The organism is Mesorhizobium sp. M0983, assembly GCF_040318975.1.
In the GTDB taxonomy this organism is placed as follows: domain Bacteria; phylum Pseudomonadota; class Alphaproteobacteria; order Rhizobiales; family Rhizobiaceae; genus Mesorhizobium.
In genome coordinates this window covers 215,012-231,993 of sequence record NZ_JAMYNH010000009.1, presented here as the reverse complement: position 1 = coordinate 231,993, position 16,982 = coordinate 215,012, and the positions used below count along the sequence as shown (strand labels likewise).

16 protein-coding genes are annotated in these 16,982 nt (G+C 63.0%); 3 read left to right on the top strand and 13 right to left on the bottom strand.

Features of this window, described 5'->3' with window-relative positions:
* A complete protein-coding gene (locus NKH71_RS18875) occupies positions 1 to 1,014 on the top strand; it encodes a dihydroxyacetone kinase subunit DhaK (protein ID WP_352845860.1) in 1,014 nt (337 codons plus the stop codon).
* 9 nt (positions 1,015 to 1,023) lie between these two features.
* Entirely contained in the window at positions 1,024 to 1,659 is a 636-nt protein-coding gene (dhaL, locus tag NKH71_RS18870; RefSeq protein WP_352895256.1) for a dihydroxyacetone kinase subunit DhaL, read from the top strand.
* Here dhaL and derI read toward each other — a convergent pair.
* The 3 genes from derI to NKH71_RS18855 are packed head-to-tail and all read right to left on the bottom strand — an operon-like array spanning position 1,656 to position 3,660.
* Complete coding sequence (derI, locus tag NKH71_RS18865; RefSeq protein ID WP_352482706.1) at positions 1,656 to 2,099, bottom strand: D-erythrulose-4-phosphate isomerase; 444 nt, start codon at positions 2,097 to 2,099, stop codon at positions 1,656 to 1,658. The two genes, dhaL and derI, sit on opposite strands and share 4 nt — an antisense overlap.
* Before the next feature lie 26 nt (positions 2,100 to 2,125).
* Positions 2,126 to 2,884 (bottom strand): triose-phosphate isomerase, encoded by a 759-nt coding sequence (locus NKH71_RS18860; protein ID WP_023716733.1) that lies wholly within the window; start codon positions 2,882 to 2,884, stop codon positions 2,126 to 2,128.
* A gap of 11 nt (positions 2,885 to 2,895) precedes the next feature.
* Positions 2,896 to 3,660 (bottom strand): DeoR/GlpR family DNA-binding transcription regulator, encoded by a 765-nt coding sequence (locus NKH71_RS18855; RefSeq protein WP_352814397.1) that lies wholly within the window; start codon positions 3,658 to 3,660, stop codon positions 2,896 to 2,898.
* 263 nt (positions 3,661 to 3,923) lie between these two features.
* On the opposite strand from NKH71_RS18855, the gene fba reads away from it, so the two are divergent.
* Positions 3,924 to 4,988 carry a class II fructose-bisphosphate aldolase gene (gene fba / locus NKH71_RS18850; protein WP_352895255.1) on the top strand — a complete coding sequence of 355 codons (1,065 nt, stop codon included), beginning with the start codon at positions 3,924 to 3,926 and terminating at the stop codon, positions 4,986 to 4,988.
* A gap of 39 nt (positions 4,989 to 5,027) precedes the next feature.
* Here fba and NKH71_RS18845 read toward each other — a convergent pair whose 3' ends face one another.
* From NKH71_RS18845 to NKH71_RS18800, 10 genes are all read right to left on the bottom strand, one after another.
* Positions 5,028 to 5,972, bottom strand: a complete 945-nt coding sequence (locus NKH71_RS18845) for a sugar phosphate isomerase/epimerase family protein (RefSeq protein WP_352895254.1) — start codon at positions 5,970 to 5,972, stop codon at positions 5,028 to 5,030.
* Positions 5,972 to 7,489, bottom strand: coding sequence for a glycerol-3-phosphate dehydrogenase (locus NKH71_RS18840; protein ID WP_023716730.1), 1,518 nt, complete (start codon positions 7,487 to 7,489; stop codon positions 5,972 to 5,974). The genes NKH71_RS18845 and NKH71_RS18840 overlap by 1 nt, the downstream gene beginning before the upstream one ends.
* A 19-nt stretch (positions 7,490 to 7,508) precedes the next feature.
* Positions 7,509 to 8,549, bottom strand: a complete 1,041-nt coding sequence (locus tag NKH71_RS18835) for a 2-hydroxyacid dehydrogenase (protein ID WP_023716729.1) — start codon at positions 8,547 to 8,549, stop codon at positions 7,509 to 7,511.
* 7 nt (positions 8,550 to 8,556) lie between these two features.
* Positions 8,557 to 10,119 (bottom strand): FGGY-family carbohydrate kinase, encoded by a 1,563-nt coding sequence (locus tag NKH71_RS18830; protein WP_023716728.1) that lies wholly within the window; start codon positions 10,117 to 10,119, stop codon positions 8,557 to 8,559.
* Complete coding sequence (locus NKH71_RS18825; RefSeq protein WP_023716727.1) at positions 10,119 to 11,243, bottom strand: ABC transporter ATP-binding protein; 1,125 nt, start codon at positions 11,241 to 11,243, stop codon at positions 10,119 to 10,121. The genes NKH71_RS18830 and NKH71_RS18825 overlap by 1 nt, the downstream gene beginning before the upstream one ends.
* Positions 11,240 to 12,358: an ABC transporter ATP-binding protein gene (locus NKH71_RS18820; RefSeq protein WP_023716726.1), complete on the bottom strand. Its 1,119-nt coding sequence runs from the start codon at positions 12,356 to 12,358 to the stop codon at positions 11,240 to 11,242. Before NKH71_RS18820 ends, NKH71_RS18825 begins: the two co-directional genes overlap by 4 nt.
* A 4-nt stretch (positions 12,359 to 12,362) precedes the next feature.
* Positions 12,363 to 13,220, bottom strand: a complete 858-nt coding sequence (locus NKH71_RS18815) for a carbohydrate ABC transporter permease (protein WP_023676025.1) — start codon at positions 13,218 to 13,220, stop codon at positions 12,363 to 12,365.
* Between the two features lie 9 nt (positions 13,221 to 13,229).
* Entirely contained in the window at positions 13,230 to 14,153 is a 924-nt protein-coding gene (locus NKH71_RS18810) for a carbohydrate ABC transporter permease (RefSeq protein WP_023716724.1), read from the bottom strand.
* A gap of 153 nt (positions 14,154 to 14,306) precedes the next feature.
* Positions 14,307 to 15,752 carry an ABC transporter substrate-binding protein gene (locus NKH71_RS18805; RefSeq protein WP_023716723.1) on the bottom strand — a complete coding sequence of 482 codons (1,446 nt, stop codon included), beginning with the start codon at positions 15,750 to 15,752 and terminating at the stop codon, positions 14,307 to 14,309.
* 44 nt (positions 15,753 to 15,796) lie between these two features.
* Entirely contained in the window at positions 15,797 to 16,771 is a 975-nt protein-coding gene (locus NKH71_RS18800) for a sugar-binding transcriptional regulator (protein WP_023716722.1), read from the bottom strand.
* Positions 16,772 to 16,982: the final 211 nt, after the last annotated feature.

Here is a 16,982-nt window from a genome sequence, read left to right as displayed (position 1 = left end):
ATGCCGGTGCAGACCAAGAAGATCATCAATGACGGCAACCGCTCCGTCGACGAGATGCTGGAGGGCATTCTGGCCGCGCATCCGCGCCATCTCCGAAGTGCGGACGGCAGCCCCCGCTCCATCATCGCCCGCGACGGGCCGCGCCCAGGCAAGGTCGGCCTTGTCATCGGCGGCGGCTCGGGCCACGAGCCGACCTTCCTTGGCTTCGTCGGCAAGGGGCTTGCCGACGCGGCCGCGATCGGCAACGTTTTTGCCTCGCCGCCGCCGGACCCGATCCTCGAATGCGCCAAAGCGGCCAGCGGCGGTGCCGGTGTGCTGTTCATGTACGGCAACTATGCCGGCGACGTGATGAATTTCGACATGGCCGCCGAAATGGCGGCGATGGACGATATCGAGGTGCGCACCGTGCTGACCACCGACGATGTCGCCTCGGCGCCACGCGACCAGAGGCAGAAGCGGCGCGGCGTCGCCGGCAATTTCTTCATCTTCAAGGCTGTCGGTGCCGCATGCGACCGGATGCTGACATTCGATGAATGCGAGCGTATCGCCAGGAAGGCCAACGATCAGACCTTCACTATGGGCGTGGCGCTTTCGCCCTGTTCGCTGCCGCAGACCCGCCGGCCGAATTTCGAAATCGGACCGGACGAGATGGAGATCGGCATGGGCATCCATGGCGAGCCGGGCATCGCACGCGGAAAACTAAAGACGGCCGACGAGATCACCGACGAGATGCTGGACAAGATCCTCGACGAAATGGCGCCGACGCGCAGCGACAAGGTCGCCGTGCTGGTCAATTCGCTCGGTTCGACGCCGCTGATGGAGCTCTACATCATGAACCGGCGGGTCAAGCAGAGGCTCGACGACATCGGCGTTTCCGTCCACGCGACCTGGGTCGGCAATTATTGCACCTCGCTCGAAATGGCCGGCGCCTCAGTGACGCTGATGCATCTCGACGGCGAATTGCAGGAGATGCTCGACCATCCCTGCGACTGCGCCATGTTCCGCGCCGGCTGAGAAAGCATCATGACCTCGATCGACTCAGCCGGCTTGAAAAGAATGTTCGATGAGATCGCGGCGGCGATCGACGCCGACAAGGACAGGCTCTGCCAACTCGACGGCGTCATCGGCGACGCCGACCACGGCATCGCCATGGCGCTTGGCTTCGGCGCGGTACGCGAGGCGCTGGCGCAACTCGACCTCGCGGCGACCGGACCGACGGCGCTGCTCAATACCGCGGCAAAGTCGTTCCTCAACGCCGGCGCGTCGTCAGGCCCACTCTATGCGACCGCCTTCATGCGCGCTGCCGCCGCCGTCAAAGGCAAGGCAATTCTGGAGGATGCTGACATCATCGCCATGCTCCGGGCGATGGCGCAAGGCATCCAGGATCGCGGCAAGGCCGAGCTCGGCGAAAAGACCATGGTCGACGCCTGGCTGCCGGCAGCACAGGCAGCGGGCGCCGCGCAGGAAGCCGGCAAGACCCTGTTGGAGAGCTTGGAAACTGCACTCGCCGCAGCCGAACGGGGCGCCGAGGCAACCAAGGATATGATCGCCGCGAAGGGCCGCTCCTCGCGGCTCGGCGAACGATCGCTCGGGCATATGGATCCCGGCGCTGCCTCGGCCGTCACGATCATCAAAGCGATACGGGACAGTCTGGCTTAACGGACCTTCGCTGCATCGAGCCTGTCGATCGCCTGGACATTGCCGGCCGACGGTCCCATCTCATCGAATTCCGAGGCAAGCCATGCATCGACGATCGACTTGGCCAATTCCGGGCCGATGACGCGCGCGCCCATGGTGATGATCTGGGCGTTGTTGGATTTTGCAGCGCGCTCGGCCGAATAGGTGTCGTGGGTGAGTGCGGCGCGAATGCCGGGAACCTTGTTGGCGGAAATGGATACGCCGATGCCGGTGCCGCAAAACAGGATGCCGCGATCGTTCTCGCCGTCCAGGATGGTCTGGGCGAGCTTCTGTGACAGGTCGGCGTAGAAGCCCGTCTGGCTGAGATCGCTGACCGTGAGGCCGGGCTTGGTGGCGAGGTGAGCGGCGATGACATCGAGCAGCGGTTTGCCGGCGCTGTCGGCTCCAATGGCTATTTTCATGTTCGGTTTCCTTCCTGTTCGATGGTTCAGATCGCCGCTGAGGCGCGTTTGAGGATGTCTATATAGCCGTCCGCCTGCCAGGCGGAACGGCCGATGAACAAGCCGTCTATATGAGACTGTCCGATCAGTTCGGCGGCATTTTGCGGATTGACGCTGCCGCCATAAAGCACCGGCGGCACGGCCGGCAGCAGGTCGCGCGCGATTTTCTTGATCAGCGCCTGCTGTCTGCCGGCATAGTCCGAGCTTGCCGGCACGCCCTTGTCGCCGATCGCCCAGACCGGCTCATAGGCAAACAGGATCGTCGCCGCCCTGGCCGCGCCTTCGAGAAACTGCAGCGCGCCGTGCACCTGCAAGGCCAGCACCGTATCCGCCTGCCCGCTGTCGCGTTGAGCCAAAGTCTCGCCGACGCAGATCAGTGGCACGAGACCGTGCTTCACCGCCGCTGCGGTCTTCAGCCCGACAGCCTTGTCGGTCTCGCCGAAATGCTCGCGCCGTTCGCTGTGGCCCAACTCTACCATATCAAGTTCGCAGTCTTTCAGCATTACCGGCGAGATCTCGCCGGTCCAGGCGCCGGCGTCAGCCCAATGCATGTTCTGCGCGCCGACCTTGATGCGCGTCGGCGACAGCGCTTTCTTGACCTCGCGGACCGCCGTGAAGGGTGGGATGACGAAGGGCTGGATGCGCTCGTCGAAACCGGGGACGAACTCGGCCAATGCCCTCGTGAAAGCCATCGCCTCGGCGAGCGTCTTGTTCATTTTCCAGCTGGTGCCGACCCAGTAAACCATGCGTGCTCCTCCTACTCTGCGACCACTGTCAGCGACACACCGGCACCATCCAGCGCCGCACGCATCTGCGGCTGCGGCTCGCGGCCGGTGAAGACGGTATCGAAAGCCTTGAGATCGGTCAGGAAATGCAAGGCTGTGCGGCCGAACTTGCCGTGATCGACCAGCAGATATTTGCGCGCCGCAGCGGCCATCATCAGCCGTTTGGTCTGGACCACTTCCTGATCCTGGTGAAAGGCGGAAGCGCCGTGGATAGCCGATGACGACAGGAAGGCGACATCGGCGCGCAATGATTTCAGCGTGTCCTCGGCGAGCAGGCCGAAGAAGCCGTGAAACTTCTTGCTGTACTGGCCGCCGAGCGCAATCAGGTTGATGCCGGCAACGCCCGCCAAATCCTGGATGACAGCCAGATTGTTCGAGATCACCGTCAGCGGACGCAGATCGACGAGATGCCGAGCAACGCCGCCCGCGGTCGAGCCGTCGTCGATGATCACCGTCTGACCCGGTTCGATCATCGTCACGGCAGCGGCGGCGATGCGCTTTTTCTCGTCGCCGGCCAGTCTCTGGCGGTAGCGGAAATCGCTCTCGAAAAGGCTGCTCGGCTGAATCGAGGCGCCGCCGCGTACCTTGCGCAGGAAACCGCCCTCCTCGAGCTCGTCGAGGTCGCGGTGGACGGTCATCTTGGAGACGCCGAAGCGCGAGGCAAGATCGTCGACACTGGCGGTGCCGGTGTCCATCAGAAAATCCATGATGCCTTGCCGACGGCCGTCGCTCTTCATTTCCGCGGCTTCCTCGTGCAATCCGAACCAGGTTCCGAGATATAACAGGAAACGTCGCATAGCCACCAGTATTTTTGTGATAATGTTATATCTGCCTGGGAATATCATGACGCTTCTGACGGCGTGCCGTAACAAGAATTGCTGTCGGCCGGGCGTCCAGCGGTTGCGGTGCAGCGGAAATCCGGCCAGAAGCTTTAGCGGGCTCGACAATAGCCGAACAGCCCGCAAACACTGGCTCGAAACCGGATACGGGAGACTACTGAGTGGCTCGCATCACACTGAGACAATTGCTCGATCATGCCGCCGAATACGGTTATGGCGTGCCTGCCTTCAACATGAACAATATGGAACAGGGCCTCGCCATCATGGAGGCAGCCGAGGAGACCAAATCGCCGGTCATCCTGCAGGCGAGCCGCGGCGCGCGGGCCTACGCCAACGATGTCGTGCTGGCCAAGCTGATCGACGCGCTGGTCGAAATCCATCCCGATATCCCGGTCTGCATGCATCTCGACCATGGCAACAACGAAGCGACCTGCGTTACCGCAATCCAGTACGGCTTCACCTCGGTGATGATGGACGGATCGCTGAAGGAAGACGGCAAGACGCCGGCCGACTACGCCTATAATTCCGGTATCACCCGCCGCGTCGTCGATATGGCGCATTGGGGCGGCGTGTCGGTGGAGGGCGAGATCGGCGTTCTCGGATCGCTAGAGATGGGCGGCGGCGAACAGGAGGACGGCCATGGCGTCGAGGGCGTCATCAGCCACGATCAGCTGCTGACCGACCCGGTTCAGGCCGAACGGTTCGTGCGCGACACCCGTGTCGATGCGCTGGCCGTCGCCATGGGCACCAGCCACGGCGCCTACAAGTTCAGCCGCAAGCCGGACGGCGCGGTGCTTGCCATGAACGTCATCGAGGAAATCCACCGCCGCTTGCCGAACATGCACCTCGTCATGCACGGCTCGTCCTCGGTGCCGGAGGAGCTGCAGGAGATCATCAACAAATATGGCGGCCAGATGAAGCCGACATGGGGGGTGCCGGTCGAGGAAATCCAGCGCGGCATCAAGCATGGCGTGCGCAAGATCAATATCGATACCGACAACCGCATGGCGCTGACCGGCGCGATCCGCAAGGTGCTGACCGAGAACCCGAGCGAATTCGATCCGCGCAAATATCTGACGCCGGCGATGGCCGCCATGCGGAAGCTGTGCAAGGAGCGTTTCGAGCAGTTCGGCACTGCCGGCAACGCACCGAGGATCAAGCCGCTGCCGGTCTCGGAAATGGCCAAGCGCTACAAGTCGGGCAGTCTCGATCCGAAATTCGGCTGACATATTCCGGTTCTGAGCAGGAGCCGCGTCGGCACCTGCTCATCCATCATGCTTCGGCAAAAGACCGGCCCTGCCGGCCTCGATGAAGGGCGCCCAATAGTCGACCGATTCGCGGATCATGGCGACGACCTGGTGGTCGACGGGCTCGCGTTCGCGGAACGACAATTCGAGGCAGATCTCATTGTCGACGCCGCCGCCACGGCGAACAGTGTCCAGCAGCTTTTCCGGCGTGATGCGGCCGTCCTTGTTGTAGGCGGCAATGAACGGCCAATGGCCACCCTTGTTCATTGAGGATTGCTTGACGTGGATGATCGGCGATTCCTTTGGAAAGGCTTCGGCCCAGGCATAGGGGTCGATGTCGTCCGGATTGCTCGACGTCACGTCGCCATGGTCGATATCGACCATCATCTTGAGCGGGATCGCCATGCCGGCCGCATCGATCTCGCTCTGCAGCGTCCGGCAGCTTTCGATCGTATGGCCGAACTCGCGGCCGACCGACATCGGCTCCCAGAACAGGTAGGTCAAGCCGGCCGCCTTGGCGTGCTCGGCGACCGCGCGCCAGCATTCCAGCGCGATCTCGAAAAGCCGCGCGCGACGCTCGGGATCGTCATAGTCACGATGAGTGAAGATCGCGAATTGCGTGCCCATGCCGCGGGCGCCGAGCTCGGCCGAAATTTCGGCAAAGGTCTTGAACCAGTCGACATAATAGCGCCGCACGTCGGCATCGGGATGGCCGAAATGATTGAGCCGGCCGTAGGGGCCGGTCATCGCGGAGGTCACACGCACGCCGGTGCGGTTGAGAGCGGAGCGGAACAGGCGGATGAATTTGGCGATCGTCGCCGCCGGCCAACCGGGATTGACGAATTCATGCGTGAGCTGCACGTCGCGGATGCCGATGTCGTACGCGATCGCATCGATCAGATCGTCCGGTTCGGCGAAACGATTGACCAGCGGGTTGGTGTTGAGGGACAGCGTAAAGGCCATCAGCCTGCCTTCGCCAGCCGGCTCGAGCACCAGTCTTCGAAGGCGGTTCTTTCTGCGGCGGACAGATGCAGTCCGTGTTTGGTGCGCCGTTCGAGAATATCGGCGGCCGTCTCGGCCCATTCATGCTCGAACAGGTAATTGGCTTCGCGCTCGAACAAATCCTTGCCGAAGCGCCGCCCCAGTTCAGCGAGCGAACCGGCCGCGCCGACCAGATCACGCGTCCTTGTGCCGTAGAGCCGGCCATAATGCTTGACCAGCGAGGCCGGCATCCAGGGATATTCGTGGCCGAGGTCACCGAGGAACTGCTCGAAATCGGCATTGGCGATATCGCCGCCTGGCAGATGTCCTTTCGAGGTCCACGGCTTGCCCATCTTCGGGAAGAACGGGGCGATGCGGTCGAGCGCGTGCTCGGCCAGCTTGCGGAAGGTGGTGATCTTGCCACCGAAGACGGAAAGCAGCGGCGCCTGTCCCGCCGCCACGTCGAGCTCGAAAATATAGTCGCGGGTGACCGCGCTCGGATTGTCGGCATTGTCGTCATAAAGCGGCCTGACGCCGGAAAACGAGTAGACGACGTCGCTGCGCGCAAGCTGGCGCTTGAAGTAGCGGTTGACCACCTTAATCAGGTAGTCGACCTCGCTGGCGTCGGCGGTCACGTCTTCCGGCCGCCCGTCATAAGGAATGTCGGTGGTGCCGATCAGCGCCAGATCGTTCTGGTAGGGATTGATGAAGATCACGCGCTTGTCGCTGTTCTGGACGAGATAGGCTTGCCGGCCTTCCCAGAATTTCGGCACGACGATGTGGCTGCCCTTGACCAGGCGCACGTTGCGCCTGGAATTCTGGCCAGCGACGCGATTGATGATGTCATTGACCCAGGGGCCGGCGGCGTTGACCAGCGCCCGTGCCCGAACCGTGGTCCTGACGCCGGTTCGACCGTCGCGCATCTCCACCGACCACAGGCCGTTTTCGCGGCGGGCGGCGGTGCAGGCAGTGCGGGTGAATATCCTGGTCCCACGCTCCGCGGCGTCGAGCGCGTTGATGACGACCAGGCGGGCGTCGTCGACCCAGCAGTCGGAATATTCGAAGCCGCGTTTGAAGCTGTCCTTGATCGGCGCGCCCTCGGGTGCGGTGCGCAGGTCAAGCGTGCGAGTGGCCGGCAGCCGCTTGCGGCCGCCAAGATGGTCGTAGAGGAACAGGCCGAGCCGGACCAGCCAGGCCGGCCGATCATCCGGGCTGTGCGGCAGCACGAAGCGCATCGGCCAGATGATGTGCGGCGCGGATTCCAGCAGCACCTCGCGCTCGATAAGCGCCTCCCGCACTAGGCGGAACTCGTAGTATTCGAGATAGCGCAAACCGCCATGGACGAGCTTTCCCGATCGCGAACTGGTGCCTTCGGCGAGATCGTCTTTTTCGCAGAGGATGACCGACAGCCCCCGGCCTGCTGCATCGCGCGCAATGCCGGCGCCATTGACGCCGCCGCCAATGACGAAGAGATCGACGATTTCGCTGTCACCGCTCATCTCGCTCTATGCCCTGTCGTCAGCATGGATTGACCGGCGGCAGGCCGGCGATGAAGCGGCGCACTTCCTCGGCCGCCTGCTCGGCAGCATAAGTCACCGTGCGTACCGACGCGCCGGCGATATGCGGCGTCAGCGTCACATTCGGCAACTGCAGCAGCGGCCAGTCGGCCGGCACCGGCTCGACGGCGAACGTCTCCAGCATGGCACTGCCGATCTGCCCCGAGACGAGCCCCTCGTAGAGCGCATCGTAGTCGACCAGCGGTCCGCGCGCGGTATTGACGAAGATCACGCCGGGCTTCATCCGGGCAATGGCGTCCTTGCCGATCAGGCCGCGCGTCTCCTCGGTGACCCGGGAATGCAGCGTGACCACATCGGAGCGCGACAGGAGATCGTCCAGCGCAACCAGCTCGACGCCGGCATTGCGGTCCTCGACGCTCAATTGCACATAGGGATCGGAGACCAGGATGCGGCAGCCGAATGCGCGCAGCAGCCGAACCAGCCTGGTGCCGATATTGCCATAGCCGATGACGCCAACGGTCATTTCGTTGAGCTCGCGGCCGGTGCGGTCGGCGCGGTAGAGATCGCCGCGCCACTCGCCCTTGCGCAAGGCTTCGTGGCCGACGCGGATCAGCCGCGTCTCGGCGAGAATGGCGCCGATGGTGAACTCGGCCACCGCGCTGGCGTTGCGGCCGGGCACATTGACCACGGTGATGCCATGGGCGTTGGCGGCAGCCATGTCGATGTTGATCGGCCCGCCGCGCGACACCGCAACCAGCCTGAGCGCCGGCAAGCGCTGCATCATGGTTTCGGAAAGCGGCGCAAGCTGGGTGACGAAGATTTCGGCATCGCCGATAAAATCGACCACCTCGTCCGGATCACCGAAATATTCCTTGACCTTGTCGAGGCCGAGCGCCGCATTGCCGAATTCCATCGGCTCGTCGGGCCATGCGGTCTCAATGGTGCGGATGTCGAGATTATCGCCGCAGGCCGCTTCGATTTTCTCGCGAAACACTTCCGGAAGCATGAAGCGGTCGCCGATGATCGCAATTTTGTTGGGCATGCTCTTCTCAATTCACGTCAGTTTGTCTGGATGCGGCCAGCGAACGCCAGACCGGCCGCAGCGCCTCATGCGCCAATGTGTAGGACGGAACAATCGCCTCGTAGGCAGCGGCAAGTTTTCGGTCGCTAGGTTCGGCCGCACGGAGCAAAGGCGTGACCCATTCACTGACGCAATCGTCCATTGATGCGTACTGGCCGACGCAGACCGCAGCAATCATCGCAGCGCCCGCAGCACCGGCCTCCTCGCGCTCGCTGGTGCGAATGTCGGCGCCGACCGCAGCACCCAGGATCTTGCGCAGAGCCGGGCTCCTGGCCGCTCCACCAGTCAGGCGGATTTCCTCGGGCAGCGGCCCCATGGCGGCGTAGCAATCGCGTGCCGCGAAAGCCAGCCCTTCGAACACCGCACGAACCATGTCGGCATAGCCGTGCCTGGACGAAATGCCGACGAAACCGGCCCTGGCATTGGCATCGACGAACGGGCCGCGCTCGCCCGCCTCGGAGACATAGGGCTGGTAGAGCAGCGAGCCTGGCTCGGACGACGATATCCACTGGTCGACCAGCGCGATCATCTCGCCATTGGTCCGCGTGATACCTTGCGAGGCGAGAATGCCGGAGGCGAGGCCGAGGACCCAGTCGATGTTGAGCGTTGCCGCCATGTTCGACTGCATCTGCGCAAAGACGCCCGGTGCCGGCATGGTCATCGTGTAGCCGGTTGCAGCTTCGTTGAGCAGAACCTCGTCCGGCGTCTCGGCAAGCCGCATATGCATTCCGGTGGAGCCGATTATCGAGCATCCCGGCTTGCGCTCGCGATCGAACAGGCCGGCGCCGAGCGCCGTGCAGGCGACATCGACATAGGCCAGAACGACCGGCGTGCCGGCAAGCAGGCCGGTCGCATCGGCTGCTGTCGCCGACAGTGCGGTGCTTTGCCTGGTGCCATCGACGATGGGCGGCAGCAGATGCCTGAGATCGGTGACGCCGAGCACCTCAAGAACATCGTCGCAATAGCTGCGCGTGCGGAAGTCGCCGAAGGTGAAGGTGCCTTCGGACGGGTCGGTGGCGCGTTGGCCGGTCAACTTGAAATAAAGCCAGTCCTTGCAGTGGAACGCCGTCGCTGCATTGGCAAGCATCGCGGGCATGTGGCGCTTCATGAAGACGAATTGCGACCCCTGCTGGCAGGCAGCGAGCCCGCTGCCGGTCTTTTCGAAGCGCAGCCGGTCTTCGGGCCGCGCGCGGATCTCCTCGACGACGGCGGCAGCGCGCGCGTCGAGCCACAGCCAGCCCTTGGCCACCGGCTCGCCATCCTTGTCGATCAGCCAGGTGCCGTCGCCCTGCCCGGTCACGGCGATGGCAATGGTCCGGCTGGCGAGATCCGGCACCTTGTCGGCCAGTTGGCGCAAGGTCGTCGCGGTATCGGCCCAGGTGCGGACTAGGTCCTGCTCGGCGCCGCCACCCGGCAGTGTCTCGTATCTGTTCGGCAGCGCGGCTGCCGCGATCTGCCTGCCCGCCGTGTCGAAGGCGACGGATTTGATAACAGACGTGCCGGCGTCGATGCCGATCAGCACATCCCGCATCAGGCAAGCTCCGTGCCGTGCGAAATGGCGTCGCCGCTCGCCTGATCGAAGACGTGCAGGTTTTTTGGATCGATGCTGACCTTGATAGGCGCCCCGAGTTCCAGGCGAGTCCGGTCATGTTCGACCAGAACCAGCGAGCCGCCGGCGAAGTCGGCGGCGATATGGGTCTGGTCGCCGAGCCATTGATTGGCCGAAACCGTGGCCGGCACACCGTCCTTGGAGCGGCGGACGGCATAGGGCCTGACACCGATGACGACGCGTTGCCGGTTGAGCAATTCATCGCGAACTGGGCCGCTGAACGCGTCCTTGTCGTAGTCGAGCGAAAGCCCGTCGGGCAGCTTGAGACTGATCTTGTCGGCAGCCGTGCCGACATAGGCCTCGAAGACATTCATCGGCGGCTCGCCGACGAAGGTGCCGGTGAACAGGTTTGCCGGCCGTTCCTTGAGCCTGTCAGGCGTATCGAACTGCTGCAGCACGCCGCCCTCCATGACGGCGATGCGATCGGCCAGCGCATTGGCCTCGGTCTGGTCGTGCGTGACCAGGATCGCGGTCAGGCCACGCTCCTTGATGAAATGCTTGATGCGGCCGCGCAGCACGGCGCGAAGCTGCGGCTCGAGCTGGCCCATCGGCTCGTCCAGCAGATGCAGGTCGGCCTCGCGGATCAGCGCCCGGCCGAGGCTGGCGCGCTGCTGCTGGCCACCGGAGATCGAGCTCGGATAGCGCTCGAGAATGTCCTCGATCTCGAGCAGCTTGGCGATGTTGGCAACCTTTGCATCGACCGCACTCTTCGCCAGCCTGGCCGCCTTGAGGGCGAAGGCCATGTTCTCGCGCACGGTCAGGGGCGGATAGAGCGAATAGCCCTCGAAGGCCATTGCGACGTTGCGCCTGACCGGCGGCAACGTGTGCACCTTGCGGCCGGCAACCGCGATGGTGCCACGCGAGACCTCTTCGAAGCCTGCGATCATACGCAATGTCGAGGTCTTGCCGCAACCGGACGAGCCGAGCAGCGCCACGATCTCGCCCTTGGCGATTTCCATCGTCAGGTTCTTGACCGCATGCACACCGCGGTCGATCGGACCGTAGAACTTGTCGACGCCTGAGAGGGTGATTGCGCTTGGGCTCATGCCGCTTCTCCACTGCGCAAATTGACGACGTTTTTCGAGCCAATGCGCTCGCCGCTCGCGCGATCGAACAGCAGGGCGCTTTTGCTGTCGACGGCTATATGCGCCCTGCCCTCGGATTGGCCAGGTGTCCCGGACGGACGCGAGACCAAGATTTCACGGCCGCGCACGGTTCGCGCCAGGGTGACGATCTTCTCGTTGAGCGGCGTCTCAGCCTCGACCGTCACCGGGATGGCGCCGGGCGTGCCTTCATCAACAAACGCCAGAGCCTCCGGCCGCAGGCCGATCACGCAATCACGGCCGACCGCCGCCTCATGCGCGCCGGCAAGATGGACCTGGACGTTGGACAGGCCGACATAGATGCCCTTGGCGTCCCGCGACGGCTTGACGTCCAGAAGGTTGATGGTCGGGTCGCCGAACAGCCGGGCAATCTCGACATTGGCCGGCTCGCGATAGATCTGCTCGGGCGTGCCGAGCTGTTTGACGACGCCTTGCGACATCACCGCGATGCGGTCGCCGAGCGCCATCGCTTCCTTGTAGTCTTGGGTGACGTAGATGACGGTCGCGCCACGATCGGCGAGCAGCCTTGGCAGCTCGAGGCGCATTTCGAAGCGCAATTTGGCATCGACGTTGCGCAAGGGATCATCGAGCAGCAGCAGCGGCGGCGAGCCGACCAACGCGCGGGCAAGCGCGGTGCGTTGCTTCTGGCCGTTGGACAGCGCCCGCGGCTTGTGGCTGAGCACATGGCCGATTTTCAACAGCTTAGCGACGCTCTCGACGCCGGTCTTTATCGTGCCCTGCGATGAGTGCTTCGCCTGCAGAGGCGTGGCTATGTTGTCGAACGCCGTCATATGCGGGAACAGCGCGAAGTTCTGGAATGCCATGCCGACGCCGCGGAACTCGGCGTCGAGATCGGTCATGTCCTCGCCGCCGATGAGGATCTTTCCCTCGTCGGGGTCGATGACCCCGGCCACCAGCCGCAACAGCACCGTCTTGCCGGCGCCGGACGGTCCGAACAGGACCAGCGTTTCGCCGTCGGCGACGGTCAGCGACAGATTGTCGAGAACGGTCTGGCTTTTATAGCGCTTGACGATGTTTCGCAGTTCGAGGCTTGCCATCGGACTATCCTTTCACCGCGCCAAGCGACAGGCCTTCGACCAGATAGCGTTGCGCATAGAGCGCGAGCGCCAGGGTCGGCGTGATCGACAGCACGATCGCCGCCGAAATCTGGCCATACTGGATGCCGGAGGACGTGATGAAGGCCAGCGCGCCGACCGTCACCGGCTGCTTGTCGGCAGAGGCGAGCACCAGCGCAAAAACGAAATTGTTCCAGGCAAAGATAAAGGCGAGCAGGCCGGCAGCGGCAATGCCTGGGCCGGCGAGCGGCAGCGCGATCTTGCGGAAGGTAGCAAACCAGGAATGTCCGGCAATGCGGTAGGCGTATTCGATGTCGGCCGGTATATCCTCGAAATAGCCGCGCACGATCCACAGGATCAGCGGCAGGCAGATCAGCTGGTAGACCCAGATCAGCCCGATATAGGTATTGGCCAGCCCGAGCTTCTGGAAATAGAGGGTGAGCGGCAAAAGCACCAGCAGCGCCGGCGCGAAACGGAACGACAGCAGCGTGAAGGCAATGTCCTCCGAGCCGCGAAACTTATGCCGCGCAAACGCATAGGCGGCCGGCACGCCGAGCAGCAACGCGACGGCAACCGAGGTGACCGACAGGAAGACGGAATTCCAGAGATTGCGCATGAAGGCGATGTCGAGCGTGCCGGCCGCCGTCATCAGCTTGCCGGTGATCAAGGCGGTGTAGTTGGCGAGCGTCGGCTCGAAGACAAGCTGTGGCGGAATCCGCAGGATTGTCTCGTTGGTCTGGAATGACATCATCAGGATCCAGACGATCGGGAACATGAAGAAGATCACGACCAGCGCCAGGGCTATGCCGCGCAGGATGCGTTCGAGAAGGGAGGTATGTTCCATGCCAGCCTCCTATGCCTGGCCGCGGGCGCGTTCGCGCAGCCGCAGCCAGTTCTTGATGAAGATGTTCGAGAGGAAATAGGTGATCGCCCACAGGATGATCATCAGCGCCGCCGAGCGGCCGACATTGGTCGACTGGAAGAAGTTGAGATAGGCCTCGACCTGGAACACGGTCAGCGTGTCGCCCGGACCACCCTGGGTCATGGCGTAGATGATGTCGAACTGCTGGATGGAATCGAGCAGGCGGAACAATGTCGCCGTCAGGATATAGGGGGTTAGCATCGGCAGGGTGATGCGGAAGAACACGAAGCTGCGCGGCACGCCGTCAAGTGCTGCCGCCTCGAAGGGCTGCGTCGGCAGGCTGCGCAGACCGGCAAGCAGCAGGATCATGATGAAGGGCGTGTAGACCCAGATGTCGACAAGCACGACGGTGAGCAGTGCCGTCGAGGGCGACGAGGCCCAGCGGAAATCCTGCAGCCCGATCAGGCTGGCGAGATAGCTGAGCACGCCAAAGCCGGGATTGGTCATCAGCTTCCACATCAGCGCGGCGAGCGCTGGCGCCGTCATCAGCGGCATCAACAGCATGATCGAGATGAAGTTGTTCAGCGTCGAGCGCTTTTGCAGCAGCATGGCGATGCCGAGACCGAGAAGCAACTCGAGCACGACGGTGATGCCGGCGTAGAGCAGCGACACCTGCAGCGTGTTCCAGAACTTCGGGTCGGTGAAGAACGAGATATAGTTGTCGCCCCAGTTGAATTGCCGCGCCCAAGGCTGGCTCAATCGGTAGCGCTGGAAAGAATAGACCACCGATGTGAAGAACGGGATCAGGATGCCGATGCAGACCAGCAAGGCCGGCAAGCTAAGGAGATAGGGCAGCACCCGCTTGCTGATCCTGAAGCCCGACGGCCTGTTTCTTTGTATTGTCGCCGCAGTCATCTGCTGCTCCGTCATTCTGTTGCTTCGCCGTCCCGGCCGCCCAAGGGAGCAAGGCGGCCGGTCGGGCGAGCAGGCGGTACCGCTCGGCACCGCGTCGCAAACGTATCACATCTCAAAGGCTGACCCGCGGACGGGCCAGCCTTGGCCGCGGCTTTAGCCGAGCCCGGCTTCCTTGAGCTGGCTGTTGATGCTCTCGGCCAACTTGTCGAGGCCTTCGTCGACCGGCACTTCCTTGGCCACCATCTTCTGCAGCGTCGCCGCCCATTCGGTGGTGAGATCGAAGAACAGCGGCTGCGGTGTGAACTTGATGCTGGCGCCCGGCGCCGAGACGTCGAACATCTCGACGTAGCCCGGATAGCTCTTGTTCAGCTTCTCGCGGAACATCTCGTCGTTCCAGACCGACTGACGAACCGGATTGACGAAGTCCATCTTGGTCGCACCGAACAATGCATGCTCGGGTCCGGATGCCCATTGCATGAAGTACCAGGTGGCGTCCTTGTCCTTCGAGAAGTTGGACATCGACAGCGACCAGATCCAGATATTGGGCGTCGGCGCCTTGGCGGCCGGGTTGGCCTTGAACGCCGAAAAGGCGAGCTTGCCGGCCATCTTGTTGTCGCCGCCATTCATGAAATAGCCGAGGATATCGGCGTCGAAAATCATCGCCGACGCACCTGCACCGAGATCGGTGCCGACCTGATACCAGGTGTAGGTCGACCAGTCCTTGGGGCCGCTCTCCTGGATCATCTGCACCCACTGCTTGTGGAAAGCCTTGGATTCGGCGGTGCTCATCGCGGCCGACAGCTTGCCGTCAGCCGAGACGTTCAGGTCCTTCTGGTCGAAATTAGCGTAAGCCGACAGGAAGCCCGGGTGGATCGTTGCCCAGGAGCGCGAGCCGCGCACGCCGATGCCGTAGACGCCGCCACCAACATCCTTGGTAAGCTTCGCCGCCGTAGCGACCATTTCATCCATATTGCCGGGAACGCTGACGCCGACCTTGTCGAACATGCCCTTGTTGTAGGTGATGTTGTTCTGCTCGAAGCCCCACGGAATGCACCATTGCTTGGCGTCTTCCGAACCGAGCGCGCCGCCCGGCTGGCCGTTCCAGGCGCAAGAATTCTTGACGCCGGGCAGGAAGTCGTCCCAGGCATATTTCGGGTTGGTCTTGGCCGGATCCTTGATCCATTCGTTGAGATCGGTGATCCAGCCGGCCGGGCCGTAGGTCCAAGTCATGTAGGCGCCGGTCATGAAGGCATCGTATTCGGGCGAGCTGGCCGACAGCGCGGCGGTAACCTTGTCGAAATAGACGTCTTCGGGGAACACGTCATAGACGACTTCCATGCCGGTCAGCTTCTTGAAGTTGTCGAGGTTGGCAATCATCGCATCGGCGTACGGATGCTTGTTGAGCAGCAGCTTGATGGTCTTGCCCTTATGCGCCTGCCAGTCGAAATCAGCTGCCAGGGCGCGGGTCTGCCCGAAATTGAGCAGTGTACCGGCGGTGCTGGCGGCAAGGCCCATTGCACCGAGGCCCTTGATCAGCCCACGGCGGCCGACTTGTCCACGCAGGAACGCGTCGATGAGGTCTTTCTCTTTCTCATGCATTTCTCTTCTCCTCCACAGGGTAGTTTCAACGAAATGGTTGCCGGCTACCCGACCGGCGTCTGTTCCACGAGCGATCGCGCCGTCCGCTCGTCGGTTATCAGGCCTTTGAGATAGCGGCCCTCCAGCACTGACTTGATGGCGCGAACCTTCACCTTGCCGCCGGCGACGGCGACAATCCTGCGGTTGCTGATGTCTTCGCGCGCCAGTGCCAGCGCCCGGTCGGAAAGCGTCGTCGCGACGGCCTTTCCAGCATCGTCGAAGAAATGGCCGAGCAGTTCGCCGACGCCGCCGTTGCGGCGGATCTCCTCCATCTCGCCCTTTTCGATCATGCCGGTGGCGACAAGCGAGGCCTCACGCTCGGCGGTGCCAATGCCGGCAATGAGCAAGTCGGCGGTCTTGGCGAGGTCGAAGACATCGCTGACGCCCTTCTGCCCGAGCAGCACCGTTCGATCCTCGACCGTGTTGGCGAACATCGGCACCGGCATCACATAGGCCTCCGCGCCGGTCCGTTCGGCGACGCGGTGGATGACGTCATGCGGATTGGCGGAGAACTTGCGCGTCAGGCCGCCAAGCAGCGAAACGAAACGGATCCTGCCGGCCGATATGCGCGGCAGATATTCGACGCAGGCGGCAAGCGTGCGGCCGTGGCCGACGCCTATCAGCGCCTCCTCGCCGCGTTCGATCTCGCGCTTGAGAAACTGCGCGCCGGCAATGCCGAGCGCCTTGAGCGGCAGGTCTTCGGCATCGAAGTCCGGGACCACCTCGCAATAGTCGAGGCCGTAACGGCCGGATAACTCGTCCTCGAGTTCCACGCATTCTGAGACTTCGCCATCGATATAGACTTTGACCAGGCCCTCCTGATTGGCCTTGGTGATGAGGCGGTGCGCCTTGAGGCTGGTCAGGCCGAGCCGCTTGGCGACTTCCGACTGGGTCAGGCCGCCGGCATAGTGAAGCCAGGCAGCGCGGGCTGCCATCCCGGTCTCGTCGTCGCGCAGCAGGCCGTTGCCAAAACCAACCATTTCCGCCCTTTGATATTTTTATCAGTTGCTGTAAAATTTTTCACAAGGCGCCGTCCGAGTCAAGCAACCGCTGCGTTTAAATCTCCGTCCGGAAGCTTGCCGGCCCGGGGCCGAACAGGGCCGCGCGAACCAACGGGCAAGACGCAACACCGATCGCGCGCATTTAAAACGTTTGCAATTTCGCTTGGACTGATTACAAACGTTTCAAACT

Excerpts from the sequence above, each read along its gene's own strand:
- NKH71_RS18835 (WP_023716729.1), bottom strand. The coding sequence starts at position 8,549 with ATGCCCAACAAAATTGCGATCATCGGCGACCGCTTCATGCTTCCGGAA.
- NKH71_RS18825 (WP_023716727.1), bottom strand. The coding sequence starts at position 11,243 with ATGAGCCCAAGCGCAATCACCCTCTCAGGCGTCGACAAGTTCTACGGT.
- derI (WP_352482706.1), bottom strand. The coding sequence starts at position 2,099 with ATGAAAATAGCCATTGGAGCCGACAGCGCCGGCAAACCGCTGCTCGAT.
- NKH71_RS18845 (WP_352895254.1), bottom strand. The coding sequence starts at position 5,972 with ATGGCCTTTACGCTGTCCCTCAACACCAACCCGCTGGTCAATCGTTTC.
- NKH71_RS18800 (WP_023716722.1), bottom strand. The coding sequence starts at position 16,771 with ATGGTTGGTTTTGGCAACGGCCTGCTGCGCGACGACGAGACCGGGATG.
- NKH71_RS18805 (WP_023716723.1), bottom strand. The coding sequence starts at position 15,752 with ATGCATGAGAAAGAGAAAGACCTCATCGACGCGTTCCTGCGTGGACAA.
- NKH71_RS18860 (WP_023716733.1), bottom strand. The coding sequence starts at position 2,884 with ATGGTTTACTGGGTCGGCACCAGCTGGAAAATGAACAAGACGCTCGCC.
- NKH71_RS18815 (WP_023676025.1), bottom strand. The coding sequence starts at position 13,220 with ATGGAACATACCTCCCTTCTCGAACGCATCCTGCGCGGCATAGCCCTG.
- NKH71_RS18855 (WP_352814397.1), bottom strand. The coding sequence starts at position 3,660 with ATGAAGAGCGACGGCCGTCGGCAAGGCATCATGGATTTTCTGATGGAC.
- NKH71_RS18810 (WP_023716724.1), bottom strand. The coding sequence starts at position 14,153 with ATGACTGCGGCGACAATACAAAGAAACAGGCCGTCGGGCTTCAGGATC.
- NKH71_RS18840 (WP_023716730.1), bottom strand. The coding sequence starts at position 7,489 with ATGAGCGGTGACAGCGAAATCGTCGATCTCTTCGTCATTGGCGGCGGC.
- dhaL (WP_352895256.1), top strand. The coding sequence starts at position 1,024 with ATGACCTCGATCGACTCAGCCGGCTTGAAAAGAATGTTCGATGAGATC.
- NKH71_RS18875 (WP_352845860.1), top strand. The coding sequence starts at position 1 with ATGCCGGTGCAGACCAAGAAGATCATCAATGACGGCAACCGCTCCGTC.
- NKH71_RS18830 (WP_023716728.1), bottom strand. The coding sequence starts at position 10,119 with ATGCGGGATGTGCTGATCGGCATCGACGCCGGCACGTCTGTTATCAAA.
- NKH71_RS18820 (WP_023716726.1), bottom strand. The coding sequence starts at position 12,358 with ATGGCAAGCCTCGAACTGCGAAACATCGTCAAGCGCTATAAAAGCCAG.